General features: G+C 40.4%; 20 protein-coding genes. 5 read left to right on the forward strand and 15 right to left on the reverse strand.

All coding sequences use genetic code 11. The annotated features are described in order from the left end of the window. Positions 1–565 precede the first annotated feature (565 nt). Positions 566–1,504, reverse strand: a complete 939-nt coding sequence (rnz, locus tag NST12_RS10355) for a ribonuclease Z (protein WP_040341756.1) — start codon at positions 1,502–1,504, stop codon at positions 566–568. Positions 1,505–1,835: 331 nt separating this feature from the next. Here rnz and zwf point away from each other — a divergent pair, with 331 nt between their 5' ends. From zwf to pdxK, 4 genes are all read left to right on the forward strand, one after another. Continuing rightward, positions 1,836–3,338: a glucose-6-phosphate dehydrogenase gene (gene zwf / locus NST12_RS10360; RefSeq protein ID WP_341101131.1), complete on the forward strand. Its 1,503-nt coding sequence runs from the start codon at positions 1,836–1,838 to the stop codon at positions 3,336–3,338. Positions 3,339–3,522: 184 nt separating this feature from the next. After that, positions 3,523–4,140 carry a cyclase family protein gene (locus tag NST12_RS10365; protein WP_048623629.1) on the forward strand — a complete coding sequence of 206 codons (618 nt, stop codon included), beginning with the start codon at positions 3,523–3,525 and terminating at the stop codon, positions 4,138–4,140. 307 nt (positions 4,141–4,447) lie between these two features. Then, a complete protein-coding gene (locus NST12_RS10370; RefSeq protein WP_341029920.1) occupies positions 4,448–4,876 on the forward strand; it encodes a YueI family protein in 429 nt (142 codons plus the stop codon). 165 nt (positions 4,877–5,041) lie between these two features. After that, positions 5,042–5,863 (forward strand): pyridoxine/pyridoxal/pyridoxamine kinase, encoded by an 822-nt coding sequence (pdxK, locus tag NST12_RS10375; protein ID WP_003355250.1) that lies wholly within the window; start codon positions 5,042–5,044, stop codon positions 5,861–5,863. Between the two features lie 281 nt (positions 5,864–6,144). On the opposite strand, the gene NST12_RS10380 is transcribed toward pdxK, so the two are convergent. Next, on the reverse strand, positions 6,145–7,014 hold the full coding sequence (locus NST12_RS10380) for a Cof-type HAD-IIB family hydrolase (RefSeq protein ID WP_048623631.1): 870 nt from the start codon (positions 7,012–7,014) through the stop codon (positions 6,145–6,147). A 405-nt stretch (positions 7,015–7,419) separates the two neighbouring features. Then, positions 7,420–8,493, reverse strand: coding sequence for a DUF871 domain-containing protein (locus NST12_RS10385; RefSeq protein ID WP_341029921.1), 1,074 nt, complete (start codon positions 8,491–8,493; stop codon positions 7,420–7,422). Positions 8,494–8,684: 191 nt separating this feature from the next. Between NST12_RS10385 and NST12_RS10390 the strand changes: the two genes are divergently transcribed. Further along, positions 8,685–10,046 (forward strand): IS4 family transposase, encoded by a 1,362-nt coding sequence (locus NST12_RS10390; RefSeq protein ID WP_087960047.1) that lies wholly within the window; start codon positions 8,685–8,687, stop codon positions 10,044–10,046. Between the two features lie 128 nt (positions 10,047–10,174). On the opposite strand, the gene NST12_RS10395 is transcribed toward NST12_RS10390, so the two are convergent. The 12 genes from NST12_RS10395 to NST12_RS10450 all read right to left on the reverse strand — a co-directional run bounded on the left by NST12_RS10395 (position 10,175) and on the right by NST12_RS10450 (position 26,396). Next, the gene (locus NST12_RS10395) at positions 10,175–11,554 is read right to left on the reverse strand and encodes a PTS transporter subunit EIIC (RefSeq protein ID WP_048623633.1); all 1,380 of its coding nucleotides are present in this window, start codon (positions 11,552–11,554) and stop codon (positions 10,175–10,177) included. A gap of 20 nt (positions 11,555–11,574) precedes the next feature. After that, positions 11,575–12,459, reverse strand: a complete 885-nt coding sequence (gene murQ / locus NST12_RS10400; RefSeq protein ID WP_048623634.1) for an N-acetylmuramic acid 6-phosphate etherase — start codon at positions 12,457–12,459, stop codon at positions 11,575–11,577. Positions 12,460–13,252: 793 nt separating this feature from the next. Continuing rightward, positions 13,253–14,101 carry a MurR/RpiR family transcriptional regulator gene (locus tag NST12_RS10405; RefSeq protein WP_003355255.1) on the reverse strand — a complete coding sequence of 283 codons (849 nt, stop codon included), beginning with the start codon at positions 14,099–14,101 and terminating at the stop codon, positions 13,253–13,255. A 163-nt stretch (positions 14,102–14,264) separates the two neighbouring features. Continuing rightward, positions 14,265–15,992, reverse strand: a complete 1,728-nt coding sequence (locus NST12_RS10410; protein ID WP_412678311.1) for an ABC transporter ATP-binding protein — start codon at positions 15,990–15,992, stop codon at positions 14,265–14,267. A gap of 358 nt (positions 15,993–16,350) precedes the next feature. Beyond that, a complete protein-coding gene (locus NST12_RS10415; protein ID WP_048623636.1) occupies positions 16,351–16,587 on the reverse strand; it encodes a hypothetical protein in 237 nt (78 codons plus the stop codon). A gap of 58 nt (positions 16,588–16,645) precedes the next feature. After that, positions 16,646–18,061 (reverse strand): dihydropyrimidinase, encoded by a 1,416-nt coding sequence (gene hydA, locus NST12_RS10420; protein ID WP_341101135.1) that lies wholly within the window; start codon positions 18,059–18,061, stop codon positions 16,646–16,648. Between the two features lie 19 nt (positions 18,062–18,080). After that, a complete protein-coding gene (preA, locus tag NST12_RS10425; protein WP_048623638.1) occupies positions 18,081–19,361 on the reverse strand; it encodes an NAD-dependent dihydropyrimidine dehydrogenase subunit PreA in 1,281 nt (426 codons plus the stop codon). A gap of 17 nt (positions 19,362–19,378) precedes the next feature. After that, positions 19,379–20,728, reverse strand: coding sequence for an NAD(P)-dependent oxidoreductase (locus NST12_RS10430; RefSeq protein WP_048623639.1), 1,350 nt, complete (start codon positions 20,726–20,728; stop codon positions 19,379–19,381). Positions 20,729–20,820: 92 nt separating this feature from the next. Then, positions 20,821–22,347 (reverse strand): NCS1 family nucleobase:cation symporter-1, encoded by a 1,527-nt coding sequence (locus tag NST12_RS10435; protein WP_048623640.1) that lies wholly within the window; start codon positions 22,345–22,347, stop codon positions 20,821–20,823. A gap of 116 nt (positions 22,348–22,463) precedes the next feature. Next, the gene (locus NST12_RS10440) at positions 22,464–23,690 is read right to left on the reverse strand and encodes a Zn-dependent hydrolase (RefSeq protein WP_048623641.1); all 1,227 of its coding nucleotides are present in this window, start codon (positions 23,688–23,690) and stop codon (positions 22,464–22,466) included. A 168-nt stretch (positions 23,691–23,858) separates the two neighbouring features. After that, positions 23,859–25,010 carry an iron-containing alcohol dehydrogenase family protein gene (locus NST12_RS10445; RefSeq protein ID WP_048624489.1) on the reverse strand — a complete coding sequence of 384 codons (1,152 nt, stop codon included), beginning with the start codon at positions 25,008–25,010 and terminating at the stop codon, positions 23,859–23,861. Positions 25,011–25,028: 18 nt separating this feature from the next. Continuing rightward, a complete protein-coding gene (locus tag NST12_RS10450) occupies positions 25,029–26,396 on the reverse strand; it encodes an aminotransferase class III-fold pyridoxal phosphate-dependent enzyme (RefSeq protein ID WP_048623642.1) in 1,368 nt (455 codons plus the stop codon). Between the last annotated feature and the right edge of the window lie 71 nt (positions 26,397–26,467).

The raw sequence follows: 26,467 nt of genomic DNA on the forward strand, positions 1-26,467 counted from the left end.
TCTTCCTTCCGTGAATAGCTTATCTTCTTATGCCAGTGGTCACTCCACCCTCCAAGAGGTCCCCCACGGGATTCACCGTTTCCTTCCTCAAGTGAGGTACTACGTTTTCTGTGTTCAACATGACACACTGAATGCAAAGGGCTATTCTCTCTTAATTGTTCAGTCCTTCCGAATTGTTCTAGACCAATTCGTACTATGACCTCTGCTGACTTCTGATGGCTCAGCTACTTATCACTAAGTAGGTTATGAAGGCTACTTCACGTATCCATCAGACCTCCCCGGGTAAGAGTGTAATCTTTCCTTCCATCCATCTGCTTCATTTACTCTGTATCACCTTCGGCAGAAAGGGCTTTGTTTTGTTGTGCAAACTCACCCAGTGATACCTAGCCTCATATGAAGTTCGTGTTCCTCAGATCGGAAGTTTGCCGCCCGCTTCCTTCAGATTCCGCGTCACCACGGACACCCTTGCGTTAAGCTAACTGCTACTTCTGCCTTCGCAGCTCGGGACTTTCACCCTATAGATTACACCCATGCCGGGCGCACACAAAAAAGGAAGGCTAAAAGATCAGCCTTCCTTTTTTGTGATGTCTTCGATTTTGACTTCCATAAAATCATGAACCAATACAGTCGGCTGAAAAATCGATTCCGCTTCTTTCTGCAAGTGATCCCATTCCTCCACAGGATAACGGGAGCTGACATGATTTAAGCACAACGCTTTTGCATTCGCTTTTTTGGCAATTTCAGCTGCTTGAGCCGTGGTCGAATGAAAATATTCATACGCCATCTCTGCACTTTCAGCGGAAAATGTGCCTTCATGAACAAGCATATCCGCATCCTTAGCCAGATCTACAGCAGCTTGGCAAGGACGGGTATCGCCAAGAATGGCGACGACCTTTCCTTTCTTGGAAGGTCCGACAAATTCTTTTCCGTCGATGACGCGGCCGTCTTCGAGCACAACTGTTTCGCCATTTTTTATTTTTTTATAAAGAGGCCCCGGCATAATTCCCATTTCTTTTAATTTATCTACAAGCAAAACACCGGGTTTATCCTTTTCTGTAATCCGATACCCGTACGATGGAATCCCGTGTTCCAAAAGCCGTGTTTCCACGATCATTTGCTCATCTTCAAAAACGATTCCCTCTTCAATTTCTTCAATGATGAGCGGATAGCGCAGCCTCGTTTCGCTGACCTCCAAGCTGACGCGCAAGAAATCGGCAATACCCTTAGGTCCGTATACCGTCAAAGGAGTCTCCCCTGCCTGAAACGAACGGCTTCCCAAAAGCCCCGGAAGACCGAAAATATGATCACCGTGCAAGTGGGTAATAAAAATTTTTTCAATTTTTCTCGGTTTTAACGATGTGCGAAGAATCTGATGCTGTGTTCCTTCTCCACAATCGAACAACCACACCGTTCCTCGTTCAGCGAGGAGTTTTAAAGCCAAGGCACTGACGTTTCTTGCTTTGGCTGGTACACCCGCTCCTGTTCCTAAAAACAACAATTCCAAACAACTCACACCCTTTTAACAAACTACCTGTTTTCCGTTCTTCCATTCTGTCATAAATGCACGTCTTTTTCCAACAAAACATGAATTTTGCCATCTAAAACAACGTCATCCATCTCCTTTTTCACGGCAATCCTTGCGCATAATAGTTGCCTAAAGGCGTCAGAACGTCTAAAATTAAATACCTGTATAGGATAAAATGTTCATGCTTTGGAAATAGAAAAGAGGTGTTTGGTTTTAGCCTGTTTGGCGAAAACTAACAGTGCATAGAACATCCTTTAAACAGCAGCAAACTTTTGTTACATAAAAGATGTAAAAAGTGAGGTCATATACAGTGAAACAATCAGAATCTCCAGCAACTTTAATTATGATTTTCGGTGCAACAGGGGATTTAGCGAAGAGAAAGCTGTTTCCTTCTCTTTACCATCTATTTCGAAAAAAGAAATTATCAGAGCGATTTGCCGTCATTGGCGTAGCCAGAAGAGAATGGTCAAAAGAAACCTTCCAATCCCATGTAAAAGACTCCGTTATTGCTTCAATCGGAAAAGTGGACAATATCGATGAGTTTATTTCCCATTTTTATTATCAGCCTCATAATGTGTCAGACTCAGAGTCGTATGTTGCTTTGAAAAAGTTGGCACAAACGTTGGATGAACAATACAACCTTGAAGGGAACCGGATCTTTTATCTGGCAATGGCTCCGGAATTTTTTGGAACGATCGCCGAACATTTGAAAAAAGACGGATTGACAGACACTAATGGATTCACCCGTCTCGTCATCGAAAAACCGTTTGGCCATGATTTAGAATCAGCCATCGAATTGAATAAACGAATTCGAACGGCCTTTTCCGAATCTGAGATCTATCGGATTGACCACTATTTAGGAAAAGTTATGGTGCAAAATATTGAAGCGATCCGCTTTGCTAATGCCCTGTTTGAACCATTATGGAACAACCGCTACATTTCAAACATCCAAGTGACTTCCAGCGAAACGCTGGGAGTAGAAGAACGGGGACGGTATTACGAAAACAGCGGTGCACTGCGCGATATGTTTCAAAACCATATGCTGCAAATGGTGGCGCTGCTTGCCATGGAACCACCGATTAAATTGACAACAGATGAAATCCGCAGCGAAAAAGTAAAAGTTTTGCGCGCGCTTCGTCCAATAAAAGGAGATCAAGTGCACGAGTACTTCGTCCGCGGCCAATACGGAAAAGGAGTCATTAATGGCAAAGAAGTGGTCGCTTATCGGGAAGAACCGAACGTCGATCCTCATTCCAATACTGAAACGTTTGTAGCCGGGAAAGTCATGATAGACAATTTCCGCTGGGCCGGCGTACCTTTTTACATTCGAACAGGAAAAAGGATGGCTACGAAATCAACGAAAATTGTCGTCCAATTTAAAGATGTCCCGATGAATCTTTATTACAAGATGGATCAACCATTGTCCCCTAATCTGCTTGTGATCCATATTCAGCCTGAGGAAGGAATCACCCTTCATTTAAACACAAAACAAAGCGGTCAGAGCACGGGCATGATTCCAATCAAACTAAGCTTTGGAAATAACAGTTTTGACGCCATCAACACGCCTGAAGCCTACGAAAAGCTTTTATACGATGCCATTCGGGGAGATGCGACCAACTTTACCCACTGGGATGAAGTTTCCCTCTCATGGCGTTTTGTCGATGAAATTTCTGAAGTATGGGCCAACACTTCCGCCCATTTCCCTAATTATGAAGCTGGTTCTATGGGACCGAAAGAAGCTGACCAACTGCTTGAAAAAGACGGATTCTTCTGGTGGCCTATTGATCGGCTTGATGTAGACAATTGTCAATAAAAATCCAATCATCAGCGGTCATTTTCTTTCCGCTGATGATTGCCGTCATGCCTATCCATTGGATACACATACTGCCACCGTTCACTGCCATCCAATACTTAGGCATTTTACGTCAAAGACTCTTTCAAGCGGGAATCCGAACGAGTCAAACCGAACCGTGCAAAAAGAAAAGGAGGTTATAAAATTGAAAATTATTGACATAACTGCTCCAATTTATGAAGGAATGCCGGTTTATAAAAATAAGCCGGAAAAACAGCCATCGATTACCACTCAAACAAATGGCCATGTAACGGAGTCACGAATTTGCATGGACGTACATACCGGTACACATGTCGATGCTCCGCTCCATATGATGAACGACGGAAAAACGATTGAAACGATCTCGATCGAAAAACTCGTTCGTCCTTGCAAAGTGATCGATTTGACACATGTCCATGAAAAAATTACGAAATCAGATGTAGAAAATGCGGATATTCAAAAAGACGACTTTATTTTATTGAAAACGAAAAACTCGTTTGATAAAGAATTTAATTTTGATTTCATTTATCTTGCTGAAGATGCAGCCCGCTACTTGGCGGAAATCGGAATCGCCGGTGTCGGCATCGATTCCTTAGGCATAGAACGTGCTCAGCCGGAGCACCCCACTCATCGTGCTCTGATGGACAAAGACATCGTGGTCATCGAAGGACTTCAATTGGCGGACGTGGAAGAAGGGTCCTATTTTATGATTGCGGCCCCTTTAAATATTCAAGGAACGGATGCCTCTCCAGCCCGAGTTCTTTTGCTGGATAATTGGAAATAAAGAAATGCGATGAAAAAGAGCAGCTTGTGCGCTTCACAGGCTGTTCTTTTTTTGGTAATCATGTTTCGTCATCCCCATTTCGCCTGGAACTTCCTGCCTATCTATCCGTTTAGATTCATCGGGGTTTTGCCTTGATCGTCAAATTTCTTTTATTGATGAAAATGGACTCTTTTCATGATCCATTATCTTTAGGAAAAAACGGCCATCTTGACCGATATTTGAACCTTTTTCAGCCATCCCGAATAGGTGTAACTAAACCAGCCAACATAATATAGGCTTGAAAATATTAGCTTAGGAGGCGGTTCCAGTGGTTGGAAAAAAGATCGATGACGTGTTAAAAGAAGGATTATACGGAAAAAAAGAACTGAAACCTGAAGAGCGAAAACGATTTTTAGGAACGTTTCGAGAGCGCGTGGAAGGTGCCTTGACGATTAGCCAAGTACAAGAGCCGGACATCTATCCGGAAGTGAAAGAATGGATCCAAAAACCCGGCGTCCGCCTGCTTTTAAACGGAAAAATAGACTATTCTCATATTAGCAAATATGTCAGGCTGGCCAACGACCAAAATATTTCTTATACCATCATCCAAAATCATGAAGCAGAAACGGATATCGGCTTGGTAGTCGCTCATAAACACGCGGTCGACAAAGAAATGATTTGGGCATCCAAAAAGAAGCCAGCCTCTACAGAACAAAAAAAGAAAAAGAATGGCTTGTTTTCTAAAATCTTTAAATAAAAATGATTCAATAATGAAATCCTGCTTAACGATTGGAGATTCTTTTTTCCTATATGCCTTCATAAACAAAAAAAGTATCTCATATTTGTCTTTTCTAATCGAAAAATATATTCTAAAGATAGACTAGTCCTATTCATAATCGTTGCTATGAAGGAGATGTGGGTTATGAGTTTAAAGAAAACCTTTACGCTTGCTGGTTCGGATTCCAGTGGTGGAGCCGGTCTTCAAGCTGATTTGAAAACATTCCAAGAGCTGGGCGTCTATGGAATGACAGCCATTACTTCCATTGTTGCCATGGATCCAAAAAACAACTGGCATCATAACGTTTTTCCGGTGGATGTAAAAACGGTTGAACCGCAATTAGAAACCATTCTTTCCGTCGGGATTGACGCCATGAAAACGGGTATGCTCGGATCTGTCGACATTATTGAACTCGCCGCCCGTAAAATTGATGAATATCATTTAGATAAAGTCGTGATTGATCCGGTGATGGTATGTAAAGGAGAAGATGAAGTTCTTCAACCTGAAAATACAGACGCGATGCGCGAATTATTGCTGCCGCGTGCAACGATTGTCACTCCAAACCTTTTTGAAGCATGGCAATTAGCACAAACCGGCCCTATTAAAACGATTGAGGATATGAAAAAAGCGGCTGTGAAAATCCATGAATTAGGGGCCAAAAATGTCGTGATCAAAGGCGGAAAACAGCTGCAGCACGAAAAAGCCGTTGACTTATTCTACGATGGTCAAAACTTCCGTGTATTTGAATCGGAAAAAATTGATACCACTTATAATCACGGTGCAGGCTGTACTTTTGCCGCCGCCATCACAGCTCAACTAGCAAAAGGCAGCTCAGTGGAAGAAGCCGTCCGTTTTGCAAAAGATTTTGTTCATGCAGCAATTGAACACGGCTTTAAATTGAATCAGTATGTTGGCCCGGTTATGCACGGTGCTTATACCCGATTTGTTTCTAAAGCAACCGTATGAAATGCTAAACCAGCACATAGAAATGCATGATGAAAAAAGGCATGTTATAACCCTGCATGCCTTTTTTCATTTCCTAGGATGTTTGTTATTATCTTTGATTTTAGCCGCTGGATGATGTCAGCAATCAGGTAGGTGTGCATTGAATAATCGGATCAACAAACGGCTACATAAAAATGTTTTCAGCCATAAGATTGGAAATACAATCACGCCAATATAAAGGATCAGCCATCTTCAATAAAGCCTCTTTTTCCATGGATGAAAGATATCTGGTCCATTCTTGGTTATTTACAGATTTCTAAAATCTTATGTATCGCTTTGGCTACGCCATCTTCATCGTTTTTACTTGTCTCATACGGACAAAGATTTTTCACTGCTTGTACCGCGTTTCCCATCGCAATCGGAAAACCGACTCTTTCTAACATCGAAAGGTCATTCAAATTATCTCCCACCGCCATCGTATGTTGTAAAGAAATTCCTTTTTCTTTCACAAAGCGTTCCAAGGCAATACCTTTTTGTGCGGAGATATGGTTGATTTCAATGTTGCGAAACCCTGACGACGTCACGTGAATATCGTCCAGTTCATACTCCAGCTTGGTGCTGAGCTCTTCAAACAGCGACTCTTTTTTATCGAATGCCAATATTTTAAAAAAACGAATGGAAGGATCATTGAAAATTTCTTTTGAGTCGTATACGTTTTGGATATGTCGAATATCACCGCGATTTTTAAGATGGATGCGGATTTCTTCTTCTGAAACTTCGGGATTAGCCGATTGGAAAATATCCACCAACATTTCGATGCTTGTTTCATAGTCTTCTGTAAAAATGCCTTTATTGGTAAAAAATTCATAATAAAGCCCGAATTTTTCAAGATAATCCGCCACTTGAGAGGCAGTTTTGGCGCTAATGACAGATCTATGAGTAATTTCACCTGCTTCATTTCTTACTTCCGCACCGTTTAACCCAATCACTGTACAACGGATCCCTGCTTCGTCTAAAACCTCTTTTGCTTCTTGATAAGAACGCCCCGTTGCAATCACAAATTCGACTCCTTGCTCTTGAGCTAATTGAATCGCGTCACGATTTGCCGGACTAATTTGTTGTTTGGAGTTTAATAAGGTCCCGTCCATATCAGATGCAATGCATCGAATCATGAGGTCCACACCTTTCTTCGCTTATATTCGGTGATCTTTTTCAAATTGTCCTCCATCTTCTTTTTCTCCTTTGTTCATGAATCTCCTTTCGAATTTTTTCTTACCAGCAGGTTCCAATGCTTAAAAAAATGTTTAAATAAACGGGAACCATTCAATTAACATTTCTTCATCATATGTACTCGATTTTTCTTTCCGATATGCCTTTCGAATCCGCCATTTTTTGAATCACCTTCTTGGACGATGAAAAGAATTTAACGCTGTTGTAAGGGGGCGATTGAGTGATTCGAGGTTCAAATCAAGCGATCAATTGGTTTCCTTACACTTTCTATATTAAAAAAGAATTATTAAGGGCCTTTTACGAAATTATAAAATACTTATAAATTTCATTCACGCAAAAAAAATTGTCTATTCGATGTCCATCCATTTAATCTTAAACTTTGTTCCGCCTTTTATAAATGGCAAAAGGGGCAAATCCTCATCGATGACCTTTCCGATTACATTTACTTTCTTATCTGCCGGCAAATCGCGTTTTACGATTTGAATCTCTCCTCGATAACGTCCATACAGAAGATTATCTACTGTAATGGACCCTTTTTTTCGCTCGATTGTATGGATAGGCTCCAATAATGGTTTACCAACTAACCCATTTTCGCGTGATTCTTGAGAACGGATCACATCTCTTGCTGCATCTACTCGATTCGTTTGCACTACAGAAATGTCTTTTTGAAGGATATCATTTTGAACAAAGGGTTTCGCTCGCAGCAAAAAAATATTTTGATTGAATGTAGAAAACTGTTCCAATGCTTTCTCGCTGATCCGAACATCACCGATCAAGATTTTATCAACGCTCTCATTTATTTTTAAATCGAGAAACGCTAAAAAAGGTGAAGAATAGCGATGATCTTCCAATGTCGGCAATCCTGAATACAAAGGGCCTCTCTTTTCCTCATCTCCGGGAATAAAGGCCGCAACAAGAATTCCTTCCTTTTGCAGCCAGTCATTTTGCAGCGAAAAATCCTTTCTATCCAATCCCGTTTCAGGTCGAGGATAATAATTATGCCATGCTTCCGTATTTTCAATGCATAGCCCTAACGACTTTAAGCGTCTCATCCCCTCCTTTGTTAACGTGCTTGCATTTAAAGCAATCTTCATTTTACGAGATAATTCAACGATGATCTCTTCACTGATTCCGTAATCGATGCGCAAACCCGTTAATCCCCAAGACGTAAGCCTGTCTATTGATTCCCATGTGCAGCCTAAACGCTTGAGCGATTTCGGAGATATATCCACCGTTAATTCCATCCCATATTTTTTAGCCAATTCCCCCAGCTCTTTTAAACGTTTTACAGAAAGATCCGGATTTTCTTCAGGAATCTGCAAAGAAGTAAAGATCGAAGTAAAGCCCGCTGATTTCATTTTGGCAATATATCCTTCATGACGAGAGATTGAATCTGATAAGTAAATCGATATTCCACGCATCACTATTGCTCCTTTTCAAATCTTACTAACTCAGCTTTCGCAGTCCAAAATCTTGTTTAAATGCTTGATGTAAATGGTTTTGGGAAGTACAAAATTATCATTTGACATTTTTTAAAACATAAAGAAAGACACCTATTCTTTTGGTAAAATATTGGTGACGAAACCAAATCCAAAAGAAAGGTGTCACCACTATGATAACGAATAAAGACTACTTTGCGCAATTACCAAAAGAAATTAAACAAGGATTTTCCGAATTAAATATTGGATATCATTTAAGAAAAGCGAATATTACGAAACTTTCCGGGTATTCTTGTCTTACTGTTTTCAAACTGATTTTTCTTTTAGTCTTCCAATATAAGAACTGGTTTCGTGCTTTTATGAGTAAACGATCTCAGGATCTGCCCGGAAAGGATACAGTCTATCGCTTTTTAAATACACCAACCTATCATTGGAGAAAGTTTCTGCTTTCATTAAGCAGTGAAATGATCCGTCTGCTTCAACCATTAACTTCAAAAGATCGTGTCACAGCTTTTGTGATTGATGATTCTGTCTTTTCAAGAAACCGTAGTAAGTCGGTTGAACTGTTGGCTAAGGTTTTTGATCACTCTACCCATCAGTACTTGAAAGGGTTTCAAATGCTTACCCTTGGCTGGACCGATAGTTTTACTTTTATTCCCGTTGATTTTGCTCTTCTAAGTTCACCGAAAAAGGAAAATCGCCTGCAAGAAATCAATACCAATATTGATAAACGAACATCTGGCTATAAGCGTCGCCAGGAAGCTCTGAAATCAAAACCGGACGTGGCTTCAGCTTTACTTGATCATGCGCTTGAAAAAGGGATTATAGCTGACTATGTTCTCATGGATTCCTGGTTTACACAAGCGCCTTTAATTGAGAAGATTACGAACAAAGGGTTATTTGTCATTGGCTTGGTGAAGCAATTAAAGCAGCGATACGTTTACAATGGTGAACGTTTCACACTGAATCAACTTTACAAATTGGCAAAACCTCACATGGGTAAAAAAGACATTCGCGGATCCGTTTATGCTACTTTAGACAATGGAATTCCAGTAAAAATTCTATTTGTACGAAACCGTAATAAACGGAGCGAATGGCTTGCCATTCTCAGCACAGATACAACATTAGAAAATGAAGAGATCATTCGTATTTACGGCATGCGTTGGGACATTGAAGTCTTCTTCAAATGCAATAAATCCCTTTTAAATTTAGAGAAAGAATTCCAGGGACGTTCCTACGACATGTTAATTAGCCATACAACCATTGTTTTTACACGATATATTCTCATTGCTTGGCAAATGCGAAAAGAGGAGGATCCTAAGACGATTGGCAACCTTTTTTACATCCTTTGCGAAGATGTAAAAGACATAGATTTTATTACTGCCCTTCAATCACTTATTGACCTTTTCCAAACTTTGGCGGAAGCCGAGGTTTCTTTGAACATGGACATCTTTAAAAATCAAATGAATAAATGGTTGGCCACTATACCTAATTATATCAAGCAATGCTTAAATATTTCTGTGTGCGAAAGTTGAGTTACTAATAAAAAAGAAAAGTGTCAGACATCGATCTATATAGGGGCCACTCTTATAGAAAAATCCTATATACAAGATGGATTGGCTGTCAGACACTTCTCTCTTCATTGAACGAAAATATATTTCTATTATTTTATGTTTTCCGACATTTCTTCTTTATAACCAAATAGGTAAGTGAAAATAAAGCCACATGCATAAGCGATCACAATGCCTATTAGATAATAAAAATATTTATTATCAACAATAAGTGGTGTAAGGGACAAACCTGACACTCCTATAGCAGAAGCAGCTGTTTTCATAAAAGCTTGAAAGGCCCCGCCAACCGCCGCGCCTAAACAAGCAGTAACAAACGGTCTTCCCAACGGCAAAGTAACTCCATACAATAACGGTTCCCCTATTCCAAGAAAGCCTGCAGGTAATCCCCCTTTAATAATACTTCTTAATTTTTTATTTTTAGTTTTGACAAATATGGCAATCGCAGCACCAACTTGACCGGCGCCTGCCATTGCTAAAACAGGCAATAACGGGGTGCTCCCTGTAGCATGAATTAATTCAAGATGAATAGGCGTTAATCCTTGATGCAATCCAAGCATGACAAGCGGCAAGAAGAATCCGGCTAATATCGCACCCGCTATAACGCCACCGACATCTAAGATAGCTTTGATTCCGGTCGTGATGCCATCGGCCACGACTCCTGCAACAGGTTGTATCGCATAAAGACTTAAAATACTAACGATCAATACCGTAATCAGTGGAGTAAAAATAATATCAATTGAATTCGGCATGATCTTTCTGATTTGTTTTTCTACAACCGTCATCAACCAAGCAGCAAAAATGACTCCGAATAAACCGCCTCGCCCAGGGATAAGAGCATCTCCATAAATATGAATTTCAGCAAGACCCGGATTAAACAACAGCATGCCGGCAATGGCTCCAAGAACCGGAGTGCCATTAAATTCCTTTGCCGTATTCCAACCTACTAAAACAGCTAAATACGTAAAAATACAACTACCAACTAGCAATAAAATTTGCATCCAAGTCGTCTTGTCATCTACACCAACATTTTTTGCAAAGTTCGCTGCTCCATTGATAATCCCTGAAGCTACAAGACCAGGGATTAAAGGTATAAAAATATTCCCTATTTTCCTCAAGAAATTTTTAAAAGGCGTCTGATTTTTCGATTTTATATTGGCTTTTTTAAGTGCAGCTCTTTCCTCAAAAGTCAATTCATCTGGTTCCGCCGTTTCTTCTCCTATTTTAATCCCTGTCGAACGGCTAATGGCATCGGCTACTTTATTAACGGTTCCCGGACCTACAATAATTTGTAAAGTGCCGTCATCCACGACCCCCATGACGCCTTCTATTTGCCGTAATGCCTCTATATCCGCTTTTTCTTCGTTTTTCAATTCAAGACGTACTCTCGTCATACAGTGTGCCAATTTGCGGATATTCTCTTTACCGCCCGTGTATTGGAGAATCTTCTTTGCAATCTGTTCTTCTTTTGTCATACTTCTCCCTCCAAGCCGATCTAAAGTGCTTTGCGAATAAACCCTTTTGCCTTCTCCAGTTTTTTTATGGCTTCCTCATATGAACATTTAAGTAAAATCATAATAATGGCTGCTTTTACATGATGATTGGCTTTTTCAAAATATTGGCTGGCTGTTTCATAATCAACATCCGTCGCTTCCATAATGATTCGCTTTGATCTTTCTACTAGCTTCTGATTCGTCGGTTGTACGTCTACCATTAAATTTTGATAGGTTTTCCCTATTCCGATCATGGAAGCTGTTGAAATCATATTCAGTACGAGCTTTTGCGCGGTTCCTGCTTTTAGTCTTGTAGAACCCGTTAACACCTCCGGTCCTGTTTCGACTTCAATAGCCACATCAGCCAACTGACTAATCTCTGCCTGTTTATTGCAGCTAATGCTCACCGTATTCGCTTTTTGTTCTTTTGCATATGACAGCGCTCCTTTTACATAGGGCGTTCTTCCACTCGCAGCTAATCCGATGACCGTATCGTTTTCATTTAAGAAAATCGATTTCAAATCATCTTTTCCTAAAGATTCGTTATCCTCAGCTCCTTCCACCGCTTTAGTAAGCGCTTCCAAACCTCCTGCTAAAATACCACTTACCATGTTTTTAGGTGCACTAAATGTAGGCATACACTCTACTGCATCGAGAACCCCTAATCTGCCGCTTGTACCAGCCCCTACATAAATAAGTCGGCCTCCATTTTGAAAAGATCGGATCACCAACTGAACAGCTTTTTCAATCAAAGGGATTTGCGTTGCAACTGCTTGCGGAACCGTTTGGTCTTCTCGGTTCATCACCTCCAATATTTCTCTTGTTGACATTAAATCTAAGTCCATCGTGCTGGCATTTCTTTGTTCTGTTGTCAATTTTTCAAGCATCTAATCATCCTTTTTAAAACTTATTTTTTGATTTTATTGTATATGACTGAAATAAAATGTCAATAATTACATTTTTATTTTTGAAATTTTGTTTCATTTATCAGAAATCGAGTAGGAGGGAGCGATTAACTCCCGTCCTCTCACACCACCGTACGTACGGTTCCGTATACGGCGGTTCAATTAAGATAATTGACGCAAGTCTTTATAACTTCCGTGAATAGCTGTTCTCTTTATGCCAGTGGTCACTCCACCCTCCAAGAGGTCTCCCACGGGATTCACCGCTTCCTCCCTCAAGTGAGGTACTACGTTTTCTGTGTTCATCATGACTCACTGAATACCAAGGGCTATTCTCTCTTAATTGTTCGGTCCTTCTTAGTTGTTCTAGACCAACTAATACTATGACCTCTGCTGACTTCTGACGGTTCAGCTACTTATCACTAAGTAGGTTATGAAGAGTACTTCACATATCCGCCAGACCTCCCCGGGTAAGTACATGCACTTTCACACCATCTATCCGCCTCATTTACTCGATATGACCTTCGACAGAAAGAGCTTTGTTTTGTTATGCAAACTCACTCAATCATACCTAGCCTTATATGAGGTTCGTGTTCCTCGGACCGGTGTTTTGCCTCCAGCTTCCTTCAGATTCCGCGTCACCACGGACACCCTTGCTCTTGGCTAACCTCTACTTCTGTCTTCGGGGTTCGGGACTTACACCCTATAGTTCATGTACATGCCGGGCGCACATTAAAAAAACATCCTTCGTTTCCAAGGATGTTTTTTGGATTCAAGGTTATCTACGCAATTTCACTGCTTCATTTCTTGCCTCATAATACCGATCCACTACTTTCTCTCCAATTCGATTAAACACGCTTACATAAAGGGCATCCACAATATCAAGTTGTGCCATCCTTGAAGAAATGGTTCCTATCCGAAAATCTTGTTCGACAACCGGTGTACACAGCCGAATATCTGCTTTCTTATAAAGAGGAGATTTATCCATATTGGTTATAGCGATCACTGTTGCGCCTTTTTTTTTGGCAAATTGAGCTAATTCAAGGACATCCTTCGTTTTCCCCGACATACTGATCGCCACAAAAACATCCCGTTCATCTAAATAAGGAATAAGAGAAAGCAAGTAGTGAAAATCATGAGCCATGATCGATTGAAATCCCAGTTTTGTAAATTTGTACTGAGCATCAAAAGCAGCCGTTGCTGAGCCGCCGACACCGTAAAAAACGAGTTTTCTTGCCTTTTGTATCACATCTACTGCTTTGTCTAATTCTCTCCGATCCAACGATGTCAGTACGGATTCAATCGCTAACTTGTTCACATACGTCACTTTTTGAAATAAATCATAAGGTAAATCTTTTTTCTGTAAAATGGAGAAATCAGAAATATTTGTTTCAGATAATGTTAAATGTTTGACTAGCTCCATCTTAAACGTTTTAAAACTCGTCATACCAATGGATTTGCAAAACCTCACTACACTTGATTCACTGACTCCCGTTTTCTCCGATAAATCTTTCGTCGTCATATGTGGAACCAATTCAGGATGCTCTAAAATATACTCACCTATTTTCCGCTCTGCATCCGTAAGTTTATGCCATTCTTTCTTAATTCTCTCGAGTAACGAATTCACATGATTTCCCCCATTATGCAACTACTTTGTTTCACTATAAAATGAAATTGGAAAAGGAGTCAACTGATAAAGGAATCGCAAGTATCGTTTCTATCCTTTAAACACAAATATTTTTCTTATACGGCATGTCTGAACATTGCGATCCAAAAAATATCATTTATGATTACTCCGAACTAGTTTGTAGTTGTTGTTCGGCAAGTTCTCTGTAGAGAGGATGGGTTTGCAGCAATTCTCTATGTGTGCCGATCCCGGTGATAACCCCTTTCTCTAATACAACCATTTGGTCTGCGTCGATAACCGTTGAGAGACGATGGGCAATAACAATGGTTGTTCTTCCCTCCATCAGCCGCTGCAAGGCCTTTTGAACAAGAACTTCCGATGAACTGTCTAAGTTTGAGGTCGCTTCATCCAGAAGAAGGATTTTAGGATCGCGTATAAGAGCGCGTGCAATGGCGATTCTCTGCCGCTGTCCACCTGATAATTTGATTCCCCGTTCCCCCACTTCAGTCCAATATCCTTTTGGAAGCCGATCGATAAATTCCGCTGCGTTTGCCAGTTTAGCCGCTTGTATGATTTCTTGATCGGAAACGTCTCTACTTAGTCCATAACAAATATTGTCTCGTATCGTTCCTGACATCATCGGGCTTTCTTGTGAGACATAACTGATATTGCGGCGCCACGAATGTAAGTGAAATTCTTCAATATTGGTTTTCCCTAGCAATATTTCTCCTTCGTCGGGGGTGTAAAATCGCTCTAACAAAGCAAACAAAGTCGTTTTTCCACCGCCGCTAGGACCAACGATCGCTGTTGTTTTTCCTGAAGGAATAGTGAGTGTTATTTGTTTGAGTACAGGCTCTCCCTTTTTATAAGAAAAGGAAACATTTCGAAAATGTATGTCTTGATCGTAATTTTGTACTGCCGGCAATCTGTCGATCGGTTCTTTCTCAAAGGACAAAATGCTTTGGATTCGTTCTGTTGCGCCCATCGCTTTTTGAAATGAGGTGAAAAATACAGCCATCTGGCTAAAAGGAACAACGATTTGAACCATATAAATAATGATGGCGACAAGCGAGCCGGATGAAAGCGTGCCCGAGGCTACACGAACGCCGCCATAGCCGATTAATAGAACTAAAACAAGCATCATCACAAATGTCATAAAAGGGGAAATGACAGACTGTATTCTCGCTTCTTTTAGACCGAATTGAAATAAATGATGAATCCCTTGTTCCCCGTTTTTTTGTTCCTCTTTCTCTGCACTGTAAGCTTTGACAAGACGAATATCGGACAAAACTCTGCCAAGATGAGCGGAAAAACCGGCCATTTCATCCTGGGTGGCTTTTGAAATTTTGTACATTTTTTGTCCAAGCGGCCAAAGGAGAAGAAGCGAAACCGGAACTGCCGTCACCATCATAAGGGTCATTTTCCAGTCGATAATAAGGAGAATACAGACTGCCCCTCCCACCGAAATGAATCCGGTCAGAAACGTCACGAAATGTTGGGTGATCAGCATTTTCACCGTATTGGTGTCTTGAGTAATTCGACTCATCGTTTCTCCTGATTCGTGATTGTCGAAAAAAGGAACAGGCAGTAATAAAACCTGATTCCAAAGCTTTTTACGAATCGCCGCCACCACATATTCTCCAATATAGGTAAGGAAGTAGTAAGAAAAACCGGAAGTGATCGTTTGAACGATAAATGAAGCAGCAAGTATAAGAATGATGGATGGCTTTAACGCGGATTCAGAAATCTGGTCAACAAGAGATTTAGTAAACCACGGTACTATGAGTCCAACCGCTGTCTCGATCAAACTGAAAGCTACAGCCAAAAACAAAATCCATTTGGGAGGATCCGTGCTCCGGATTAACTGCCAAAAAGTTTTCCAATTGTCCATTTGTATTTGGCGATTTTTCTCCACTCCAATCAACTCCTTCTATCGCTAAATATTTCAACAACGTTGCAGTCGATTCCTCTCTTCTTGGAAAAGCAACATAAGCACTTTACAATACGATCCAACAGAGAAGATAAACAACTAATCCTGTTTCAGATCAAGGATACGCTTATACAGGATTTGCTGGCGGGAACACTACGATAAAACAAACTCAAACATTGAAAAACAACCGTAAACGAAGTTCGTCTTCACTAGGAATCTCTTATATTTTGAAGAGCATAAAAAAATTCCCTTCATAGCATAACAAATAATAGTTATCTGCTATAAGGGAATTTATTTCTTTCTTATTTTTTATAGTTATTTATATCGTTTCAGAAAACTTTTTTCTTAAAAGCATTTTTGTTGAGTAGTATTTTCTACCATTCGGTGTCATAATATGCAATGTTTTTATTTCTTCAGTTTGTTTGTGATTGTCTGTTATTCGAAAATCGACAAAAGCACCGCTTAAATTTTCCGTCACAGCTACAATTTGATACCCTTTTTCTAATAATGTATCAATCTCTCTTTTTTCATCCCTGAATAATTCAGAATCAAACATCTCGAACACCTCCTGTTTAACAGGTAAGACCAACTGTAGCTTTTAATCAATACGTTTTTTATATCTTTGCTTGAGATACCGTCGGCGTTATTTCCTGGTTGAATTTTCTGCGTTTTAAATATTTACCGCTTCCTAATGTGCCTACAAATTGCTTATCTTTAATAATAAAATGACCGCGACAAAGCACCGAAATCGGTTCTCCTACAATTTTCATATCCTCAAACGCACTATAATCAACGTTCATATGATGGGTATTAGCGGAAATCGAGCGTTTTGCATTAGGATCAAAAATGACAATATCCGCATCACTTCCTACAGCGATCGTGCCTTTTTGAGGGAATATTCCAAATAATTTAGCGGCTTGAGTGGAAACAATATCAACAAATTGATTTAATGTCAAAATACCTTTTTTCACGCCTTCAGAAAATAAAATACTGAATCGATCCTCAATAAAGGGTCCGCCATTTGGAATCTTCGAAAAATCATGGCGACCAAGTTGTTTTTTCCCATTAAAATTAAAAGAGCAATGGTCAGAACCCACTGTTTGCAACACGCCTGACTTTAATGCATTCCATAAAACATCTTGATTCCATTTTTCACGAAGAGGCGGCGACCAAATGTATTTTGCCCCTTGGAAATCCGGTTTCTCTAAATAAGATTGATCAAGAACCAAATATTGCGGGCACGTTTCTCCCCATACTTTATATCCTTTAGCGCGTGCTTCAGCAATTTGTTTGACTGCTTCCAGGCATGTAACATGGACCACATACAATTGTGAATCGGCGATTTTAGCCAATTCAATGGCTCGGTGAGTTGCTTCTCCCTCAACTTCAGGCGGCCTGGTTAGAGCATGGTAGATAGGTTCAGTGTGTCCTTCCGACAAGGCTTGATTAACAAGTTCATCAATGACTGTTCCGTTTTCACAATGAACCATCACTAATGCTCCTACTTCTTTAGCTATTTGAAAAGTTCGAAACAACGTCCGATCATCTGCTTGGAATTCCTTGGCATATGCCATAAAAATTTTTATAGAAGAGATTCCTTCGCTTTCAAGCACTTCAGGCAATTCTTGAACGACTTGTTCATCTAAATTGGATAGCATTAAGTGAAATCCATAGTCAATGGCCGCTTTTCCTTTCGCCTTTTCATGCCATCTTTGAACGGCTTTTTTCAAAGTGTCATCTTCCGTTGAAAGACAAAAATCAAGAATCGTAGTGGTTCCGCCGAACGCGGCAGCAATCGTTCCCGTTTCCCAATCATCATCAGTCACCGTGTTATTAAACGGCATATCCAAATGTGTATGTGGATCTACGCCCCCAGGAAATACGTATGCGCCTTCTGCATCGATTACTTCTGCACCATTGGCAAGCAAGTCAGAACCTATTTGAACAATTTTTTCTCCTTCAATGAGAATATCCGCTTGATACGTATCAGCAGCCGTTACAATAGTTCCATTTTTAATTAATTTTTTCATCTTTTTCCCTCCATATCTTTTAACTAATCATCTTTTGATTGGATAAGAAACGGTCAATTAATTTCTGCCGTTCATTCCATGTGAGAGGGATTGGACTTGGTTTTTCCACCATATCAATAGCCCCCTCTGCCGGGCAAACGATGGAGCAAAGATTACAACCGACACAATCTTCCTCTCTTACCTTTAAGATGTTTTCACCATTTTCATCTGATAGCATTTCAATACATTGATGTGAAGCGTCTTCGCAGGCAATGTAACATTTATTGCAATGAATGCATGATTCATTATTAATGTGGGCAACTACTTTATAATTGAGATCCAGATCGCCCCAATCTGTGTACTTCGGTACAGATTGGCCGATAAGATCCATAACTGAATGTAAGCCTTTTTCTTCAAGATAGTTATTCATCCCATCAATCATGTCTTCCACTATACTAAATCCATGCTGCATGACAGCTGTACATACCTGTATATTTGTCGCTCCCATCAACATAAATTCCGCTGCGTCTTTCCAAGTAGATATGCCCCCGATCCCCGAAATGGGTACAGAAATATCCGGATGACGCGCACATTCAGCCACCATATTTAATGCAATAGGTTTAACAGCCGGGCCGCAATAACCGCCGTGCGTTCCTTTTCCCGCTACATTCGGAATCGTGTTCCATGTATTCAAATCAACCCCCATCAAACTATTAATGGTATTTATCAAACTGATGGCATCAGCACCGCCTTGAACAGCAGCATAGGCCGTTGCTGTAATATCCGTAATATTGGGGGTCAATTTCACTATCACGGGGGTTTGAGCTACTTCTTTTACCCAATACGTTTGTTTTTCAACCAATTCAGGGACTTGCCCCGAGGCAGCTCCCATCCCTCTTTCTGCCATGCCATGCGGACAGCCAAAATTTAATTCAAGTCCGTCAACGCCAACGTCTTCCACCCTTTTTACAATCTCATGCCACTTTTCTTGATTTGGTTCTACCATTAAAGAAGCAACGATCACATGTTTAGGAAACTTCTTTTTTGTTTCATAAATTTCTTTTAAGTTGACTTCCAACGGTCTGTCAGTGATTAATTCAATGTTATTAAAGCCCGCCATCACTTGACCGTTATAATTGAATGCAGCAAAACGTGAAGAAACATTCAGAATCGGATCGCCCAACGTTTTCCAAACGACTCCGCCCCAACCTGATTCAAAAGCCCTCTGAACTTGATATCCTGAATTGGTTGGCGGCGCGGATGCCAACCAAAAAGGATTCATTGATTGAATTCCGGCAAAATGAATTCGTAAATCTGCCAATTCGTTTTCCCCCTTTTTTACAAGCTGCTTTGTATGTGCCTATGAATGGCGCGTGCTGCTTTTTTTCCTTGTTCAACGGCACTGACAACCATTGCATCACCTTGTCCCTTCCCAACAACGACATCCCCGGCGGCAAATAATTTTTTATTAGAGGTTTGATGGGTTACGGGATCAATTTTGACGATGCCTTGATCATGTTCTAAACCAAGTTCTTCAATCAATTTTTTATGACGGGTTTGACCAATGGCTTTCACGACAATATCTACATCCATCGAAAAATCGGAATTTTCAATTATTTCAACGGAACGTCTTCCCGAATGATCAAGTTCTCCTAATTTCGTTCGAGAACATTTCAATTTCCCCACATTTCCGTTCCCGTCGTCAATGATCTCTGTCGGTTGGGTCAACCATCTAAACTCCACTCCTTCTTGCTTGGCAAATTCATACTCACTGGCATAAGCCGTCATCTCAGATTCACTTCTTCGATAAACGATCTTTACATTAGATGCTCCCATACGTTTTAAACAAGTAGCCGCATCGATAGCTGTATTTCCCGCTCCAATCACTGCTGCACGCTTTCCAATAAAACGATCAGTGATATCACCATCTTTAATTTCTTCAATTAATTGAATCGCATCATACACTCCATGCAGCTCTTCTCCCGGGATGCCGAGCATCGGAACCTTTCCCATTCCAATAGCCAGCAATACTGCATCATAATCTTCCATCACCTCGTTTACCATAATATCTTCACCAAAAATTGTATTAGTCAGAATTTCTACCCCCAGCTGTTTTACTTGTTCTACCTCCCAAAGTGAAATTTCTTGCGGCAATCGAAACGGCACGATACCATAAGTGTTCAAGCCCCCGGCTTTTTCTTTTGCCTCAAAAATCGTTACTTCGTATCCTAATCGGGCAAGTTCCCTGGCACCAGACAATCCCGCCGGACCGCTTCCGATGATGGCCACTTTCTTACCATTAGGATTTCCTTTTTTAAAAAGCGGTTGATGATGATGGATTGCCCAATTCGTTGCATGCCTTTGCAACTGCCCAATCATAACAGGAACTGAAATATCATTTAAAACGCAAGCTCCTTCGCATAATTCCTCTGTCGGGCAGACCCTTGCACACGTCGCTCCCAATGGATTAGCATCTAATATAACACGAGCAGACCCTTTTAAATTTTCAGAAGCGATCTTTTTGATAAAAGCAGGAATGTTAATACCAGTCGGACAGGCCTTCGTACATGGGGCATCGTAACAATATAAACATCGGTTTGCTTCATCAACCGCTTCTTTAGGACTTAAATCTTTTTTTACTTCTTGAAAATTCAATGGCAAATCATCCAACGTCACTGAAGATTGCATTCGAACACCCCTTTTATCTGGTTTTTTAAATCCTTTCCTAACTTTCATAATATCTGATAATCTATTGTTACCTTGACCTCATTCTCTGTCACTTAATTTAGCTCATTCACCGCAGCTGATTGATTCTGACTTGTTTCATCGTTGTTCATAAAAAGGGTTATTTCCTCATACTCTTTTAATGATAGAAGACTTTTATCGTCGCGCATAAGATAACTGTAAACCGCCATTGCCACGAGCAAACCTATCGTCCAAGCATTGCTCCATAGGAAAGACAAACTCGGAATAACTAAACCTGCCAGCGGAATCACAATTCCAATGATTAAAGCGTAAATGCCGTTTTTATTCACTCCTGAAGAATAACTATAACGTCCATTCACTTGATATAATTCTCTCAACGCCAAACGGCGTCGACGAACAATCCAATAATCTGCGATGGCAATACCGTCGATAGGTCCGAGAAGAGCGCCGTATCCTCCAAGAAAACCAAAAATCAAGTTTTGAAAATTCGACATGAGATACCATGGCTGCATCGCTATAGCAAATAAACCGGTCAGTATAGCACCAATGGAAAATGTAATTCTCCTTGGCCACAAGTTTTCTGCAGCTCGGGCAGGAGCGACAAGATTTGCCCCTACATTTACGGTTATGGATGAAATAACAATGACAATGGCTCCAAGGAAAACAATGAATGTCGGAAATTTTGCTAATAATTCAACGGGTTCCCAAATAGCCTTTCCAAAAATCACAACGGTTGCGGATGTGACAAATATCCCAATAAAAGAAAATACCGTCATAGTTATGGGTAGAGCCAAGCTTTGTGCAACCATCATCGATTTTTGTTGTCGGGCATAACGAGCAAAATCAGGAATATTTAGGGCTAAGGTTGCCCAAAAAGCTATAACACCCGTTAAAGCAGGGAAGAAAGTGGACAAAAATTCTCCAAGAGAATGAAATTTACTTGGTGCTGTTAAAATCGGCCCCCAACCATGAATATGGGTCATTGCCCAAATGAATAAGATGATGGAAGAAAGACCGACAATCGGACTTGCAATGATCGTTAGCCATTTGATCGCTTCAGGCCCTTTCACTCCTATGCCAACATTCAGCGCCCAAAAAATCATAAATACAATCGCTGTATGAAAAGGAAAATTCACCCATCCCGAAAAAACACGGGCAAAAAGAGCGTCTATACTTGTTGTGCCAATCCATGTGTTAATTCCAAACCAACCAGCCGCAACAATGGCACGTGCCAAGGTGGGGATGTGAGTTCCTTTGGAACCAAACCATAATCTGGCAAACACCGGATATGGGATACCGAATTTTGCTCCAGCATGTGCATTTAATAAAATGGGAATCAAGACGATACAATTCCCAAGAAAAATAGTGAGCAATGCCTGCCACCAGTTCATTCCCAGCGAAATCATGCCACTGGCCATTGTATAAGAAGGAATGATAAGGCACATCCCCATCCACAAAGTAGCAAAATTCATGCCCGACCATGAATGTTCTTCTTTCGTTGTCGGCCTTAAGTCTTCATTCCATAAGTTGCTCCCTTTTATACTATCCATTGCTTCATTGGTTAAAGTGACTATGCCATTTTCTTCTATTTGCGATTTCATAGACTTCACCCTTTAATCAATTTATGATGATCAATAAATTGTTTTTTGAATAAACATAATATTCAGATTTAAAAATCAACATTCAATGATTTATACATATTTTTCAACGGTACGAATCAATAATCCAAAATGGAAAGAACCGTATCCAAAGCGACATTCACTCCATTCGCACATTCTTCATAAGATGTAAACTCTTCTTCACAATGGCTCTTTCCATTGACGCTAGGTACAAATATCATAGCTGTAGGCAGATAACTGGCAATAAATTGGGCATCATGCCCCGCTCCGCTGTACATTCTTTTACTTGAATAACCGAGCGATTGAGCTGATTTTTCCAGTCGATCACATAGTTTTTGATCGAACACTACCGTATCACGCCCCCATAGTTTTCTTGCGGATATAGCGCAGCCTTTTAGCGATTTCGGTAAATCTTGAATGGCTTCTTCAACTTGATGGATGACTTTCGGATCTTTGTGTCTTGCTTCAAGCGTAAAAATAGTTTTATTCGGAATCACCGTGTGTATATTGGGAAGAACGTTCATTCTTCCCACCGTGTACACTAAATCACTGTCTAATTGATTTAGTTTTTTACGCAAATCAGTCATAATATCCGTTGCTGTAAAGAGGGCATCTTTTCTCATGTTCATTGGTGTTGTGCCGGCATGATCTGATTCACCGGTTACTTCCATTTCATAATTCACCATTCCAACTACACCTTCTACGATGCCAATCTTCACATTTTCACTTTCTAATACCGGCCCTTGTTCAATATGCATTTCTAAAAAAGCGGTAGCTTCCTTCAAACGATTTTCAATATCACCTTTATATCCACTAGCAGCTAAGGCTTCACCAAATGTTATCCCGTCAGTATCTCGGCTCTTCATCATTTCCGTTTTCTCAAACTTCCCGGAAAGTACACCTGAAGACATCATGGCCGGTTCAAATCTTGCTCCTTCTTCATTTGTAAAATTGACAATCGTAAATGGAATCTTTGGTTGAATATGATGATCATGAAGCGTACGAGCAATTTCTAATGCAGCAACCACGCCAAGAACACCGTCAAACCTCCCGCCTTTCGTTACCGAATCTAAATGGGAACCCATCACAAGAGGAGGTTTGTCTTCAACACCTGCCATCGTTGCATAAATGTTAGCCATATCATCCATTTTTACTGTCATTCCTATTTCTTTACAACACGAAACAAAATAATCTCTAGCCGCTATATCTTCCTTTGAAAGAGATAATCGTGTGACCCCATTATTTTTTGTACGGCCAAATTCCGCAAACGTTTCTAACGTCTTTTTCAATCTGTCCGAATGAATTAAGATCTTTTGTTGTTGCATTTGGCAGTCCTCCTTATTTACAATTTCAAATTGTCGTATTGATCGCCTTATTTGATCTATTTCCTTATTCCTTCATTGAAGAAATAGCCAGCCTAAAATCATTTAAAGAAAATTACGATAATTCAAACCAAGAAAACTTCCATACTGCTGAATTAATGTCATATTTCATCACACAATTTTTTTAGTTTTTTTCCGCAAAGCATTATACATTTCTTTTAAACTTTCTTTCGTCATCAAAACTGGATTATTCATCATATTAGGAAAAAAACTATGAGATACAAGTTTATCTAAATCTCCTTCTGTCAACACCCCTATTTCTTCCAATGTCATTCTTAACCCCATTTCCTTTTTCATTTCGTCTATTCGATCCGCCAAGTCTTCCGAATCTTTGAAACCCAGCCTCCTACTGAACGCTTGAAGACGTTCCGATTCGAACCCAAGCCGGCTATTGATTTTCCAAAAGGAAGGAAGAGTAAAAGCACAAGCCTCGCCATGAGGAATATGAAACTCTTGTGTCAGTGGATAAGAACATGCATGCGCAGCAGCCGTTTGTGTCATATTAAATGCCAGACCTGCCGTAACGGAAGCTTCACTCATTTTTGCTCTTGCCTCCATATTTTCAGGCTCATGATAGGCGGTTAATAAATATTTGAAAACAATCGACGCTGCTCTTTCCGCCGCCATATCGGTGAAAGGCTGATGCTTTTTTCCGTAGTATGCCTCCAGTGAATGGGCCAGGACATCCAGACCGCTCGATGCAGTCACATCGGGCGGACAAGTGACCGTTAGTTCAGGATCTATTAACGCATAGGCCGGATAGAAATAATCGCTTGAGAGAGGAGCCTTCACATTTCTTTCCGTGTCTGTCAGCACTGAAACAGATGTCACTTCACTCGCCGTTCCAGCCGTTGTCGGTACAGCGATTAAAGGAATTCCAGGCTTCGTCACTGAACGTTCACGAGATAAAAAGTCAGCAGAACTATAGGGCGTTTCGGCCACAAAACAAGCAACCTTTGCACAGTCTAAAATGCTCCCTCCTCCTAAAGCCACGGCAAAATCACATTTGTATTCGCGAATGATGCGGGCGCAGGCATCCGTGTTATACACAGTCGGGTTTGTTTGAATATCCGAAAATATCGTTACAATACGCCCCTCCGCTTGATCCATAATTTTTTGTGCCGTACCGTTGCGAACCATCGACGGGGCACTAATTAATATCCCGCGCTTCCTATTTAATCGTTTTATGATTTGTGGTAATAAGTTTATTTTGCCTGGGCCAAAATCAATCGGTACTGGTTGTTTATAAAAAAATTTTTCCATTCCGTGAATTCCTTTCATTTATTTAGTTACCAATGTTCCAGCAGAGAATAAATGCTCCTTTTCAAACTTGGTCAATGCTTCTTCGAAAAGATCCATCGCCTCATTTATCTGTTGTTCTGTAATGATTAATGGAGGTGCAATGATCACACTGGATTCATGCGAGTACGTATAAAATCCCTTTTCATTCAATAAATGAATGAATGTTTTCATTAATCCCGCTTCATCTTTTCCATAATCCATCCCATACGATATAATCGGTTCCTTTGTCTTTTTGTCTCTAACAAGTTCAACGGCTGCGAATAAACCGATATGACGAACATCACCAACTGAGTTAAACGCTCTTAGTTTTTCCAATCTTGCTCCTAGCACTTCACCTACTTCAGAAGCATTTTCAATGAGACCTTCTTCTTTATAAATATCAAGCGTTGCACACCCGATTTGGGTTGAAACGGTATGTCCGCTGTATGTTAAACCTGTCATTAATACATGGTCATCGAAAAACTCCGCCACTTTTCGGCTGACAATCACACCGCCAAGCGGGCTATAACCACTTGTTACCCCTTTAGCAAACGTCATCATATCTGGTTGGAAGTTAAAATGATCGACCGCGAACATTTTTCCCGTTCTTCCAAATCCCGACATCACTTCATCACAAACCATAAGAATTCCGTAGCGGTCACATAATTCACGCACCCCTTCAAGATATCCTTTTGGCGGAATGAGAACACCATTGCTGCCCGGAATGGGTTCAAGAAATACAGCAGCAATGGATTCCGGTCCTTCATATAGCATTTGATTGTGCAACCGATCAAGGTAAAACTTTGCTGCCGCTTCTTCATTTTCAAAATTAATAGACTCCCGGTACAAATAAGGTGTATCAAATTTAATAAAACCCGGCATCCCAGGTTCAACAGCAAATCGACGATTTTCACCGGTTAAATTGCCGGCGCCGAATGTGGCACCGTGGTACGAACGATACCTTGAAAAAATTTTATAACGTCCTGTGACCATCCTTGCGATTTTAATAGCATGATCATTTGAATCTGCTCCACCGTTTGCAAAAAATACTTTCGCCATGTTGTCCGGCGCAACTTCAATAATTTTGCGAGCGAGTTCTGATTTTGATGGTGTCGCAAATGATGGTGCAGCGATAGGAATTTCATCCATATGCTTAAATTCTTCCAACAATTTAGGATGCTGATGTCCAACATTCAAGTAAACGAGTTGTGAACACATATCATAGTATTTTCGGTTTTCATCATCCCAGAAAAAAATGCCTTCAGCTTTCGTGATGACTTTCGGATGAATATTCTTTTGTTTGGACCATGAATGCAAGACATACTGTTGATCTTCTTTTTTTGTTTGAATCACATCCATCGTTTTCATTTGATTCGCAACTCCATTCAATGTTATTAATTCTTACATATAAAGAATACATTATTTATCATTCGGAAAAC

Origin of the sequence: Bacillus sp. FSL W8-1127 (assembly GCF_038006725.1) — a bacterium.
GTDB classification, from domain to species: domain Bacteria; phylum Bacillota; class Bacilli; order Bacillales; family DSM-4216; genus Bacillus_O; species Bacillus_O smithii.

Excerpts from the sequence above, each read along its gene's own strand:
- NST12_RS10430 (WP_048623639.1), bottom strand. The coding sequence starts at position 20,728 with ATGCAATCTTCAGTGACGTTGGATGATTTGCCATTGAATTTTCAAGAA.
- NST12_RS10390 (WP_087960047.1), top strand. The coding sequence starts at position 8,685 with ATGATAACGAATAAAGACTACTTTGCGCAATTACCAAAAGAAATTAAA.
- NST12_RS10410 (WP_412678311.1), bottom strand. The coding sequence starts at position 15,992 with ATGGACAATTGGAAAACTTTTTGGCAGTTAATCCGGAGCACGGATCCT.
- hydA (WP_341101135.1), bottom strand. The coding sequence starts at position 18,061 with ATGAAAAAATTAATTAAAAATGGAACTATTGTAACGGCTGCTGATACG.
- murQ (WP_048623634.1), bottom strand. The coding sequence starts at position 12,459 with ATGCTTGAAAAATTGACAACAGAACAAAGAAATGCCAGCACGATGGAC.
- NST12_RS10380 (WP_048623631.1), bottom strand. The coding sequence starts at position 7,014 with ATGATTCGATGCATTGCATCTGATATGGACGGGACCTTATTAAACTCC.
- NST12_RS10450 (WP_048623642.1), bottom strand. The coding sequence starts at position 26,396 with ATGAAAACGATGGATGTGATTCAAACAAAAAAAGAAGATCAACAGTAT.
- NST12_RS10385 (WP_341029921.1), bottom strand. The coding sequence starts at position 8,493 with ATGCGTGGAATATCGATTTACTTATCAGATTCAATCTCTCGTCATGAA.
- NST12_RS10415 (WP_048623636.1), bottom strand. The coding sequence starts at position 16,587 with ATGTTTGATTCTGAATTATTCAGGGATGAAAAAAGAGAGATTGATACA.
- NST12_RS10445 (WP_048624489.1), bottom strand. The coding sequence starts at position 25,010 with ATGGAAAAATTTTTTTATAAACAACCAGTACCGATTGATTTTGGCCCA.
- NST12_RS10440 (WP_048623641.1), bottom strand. The coding sequence starts at position 23,690 with ATGCAACAACAAAAGATCTTAATTCATTCGGACAGATTGAAAAAGACG.
- NST12_RS10395 (WP_048623633.1), bottom strand. The coding sequence starts at position 11,554 with ATGACAAAAGAAGAACAGATTGCAAAGAAGATTCTCCAATACACGGGC.
- pdxK (WP_003355250.1), top strand. The coding sequence starts at position 5,042 with ATGAGTTTAAAGAAAACCTTTACGCTTGCTGGTTCGGATTCCAGTGGT.
- NST12_RS10435 (WP_048623640.1), bottom strand. The coding sequence starts at position 22,347 with ATGAAATCGCAAATAGAAGAAAATGGCATAGTCACTTTAACCAATGAA.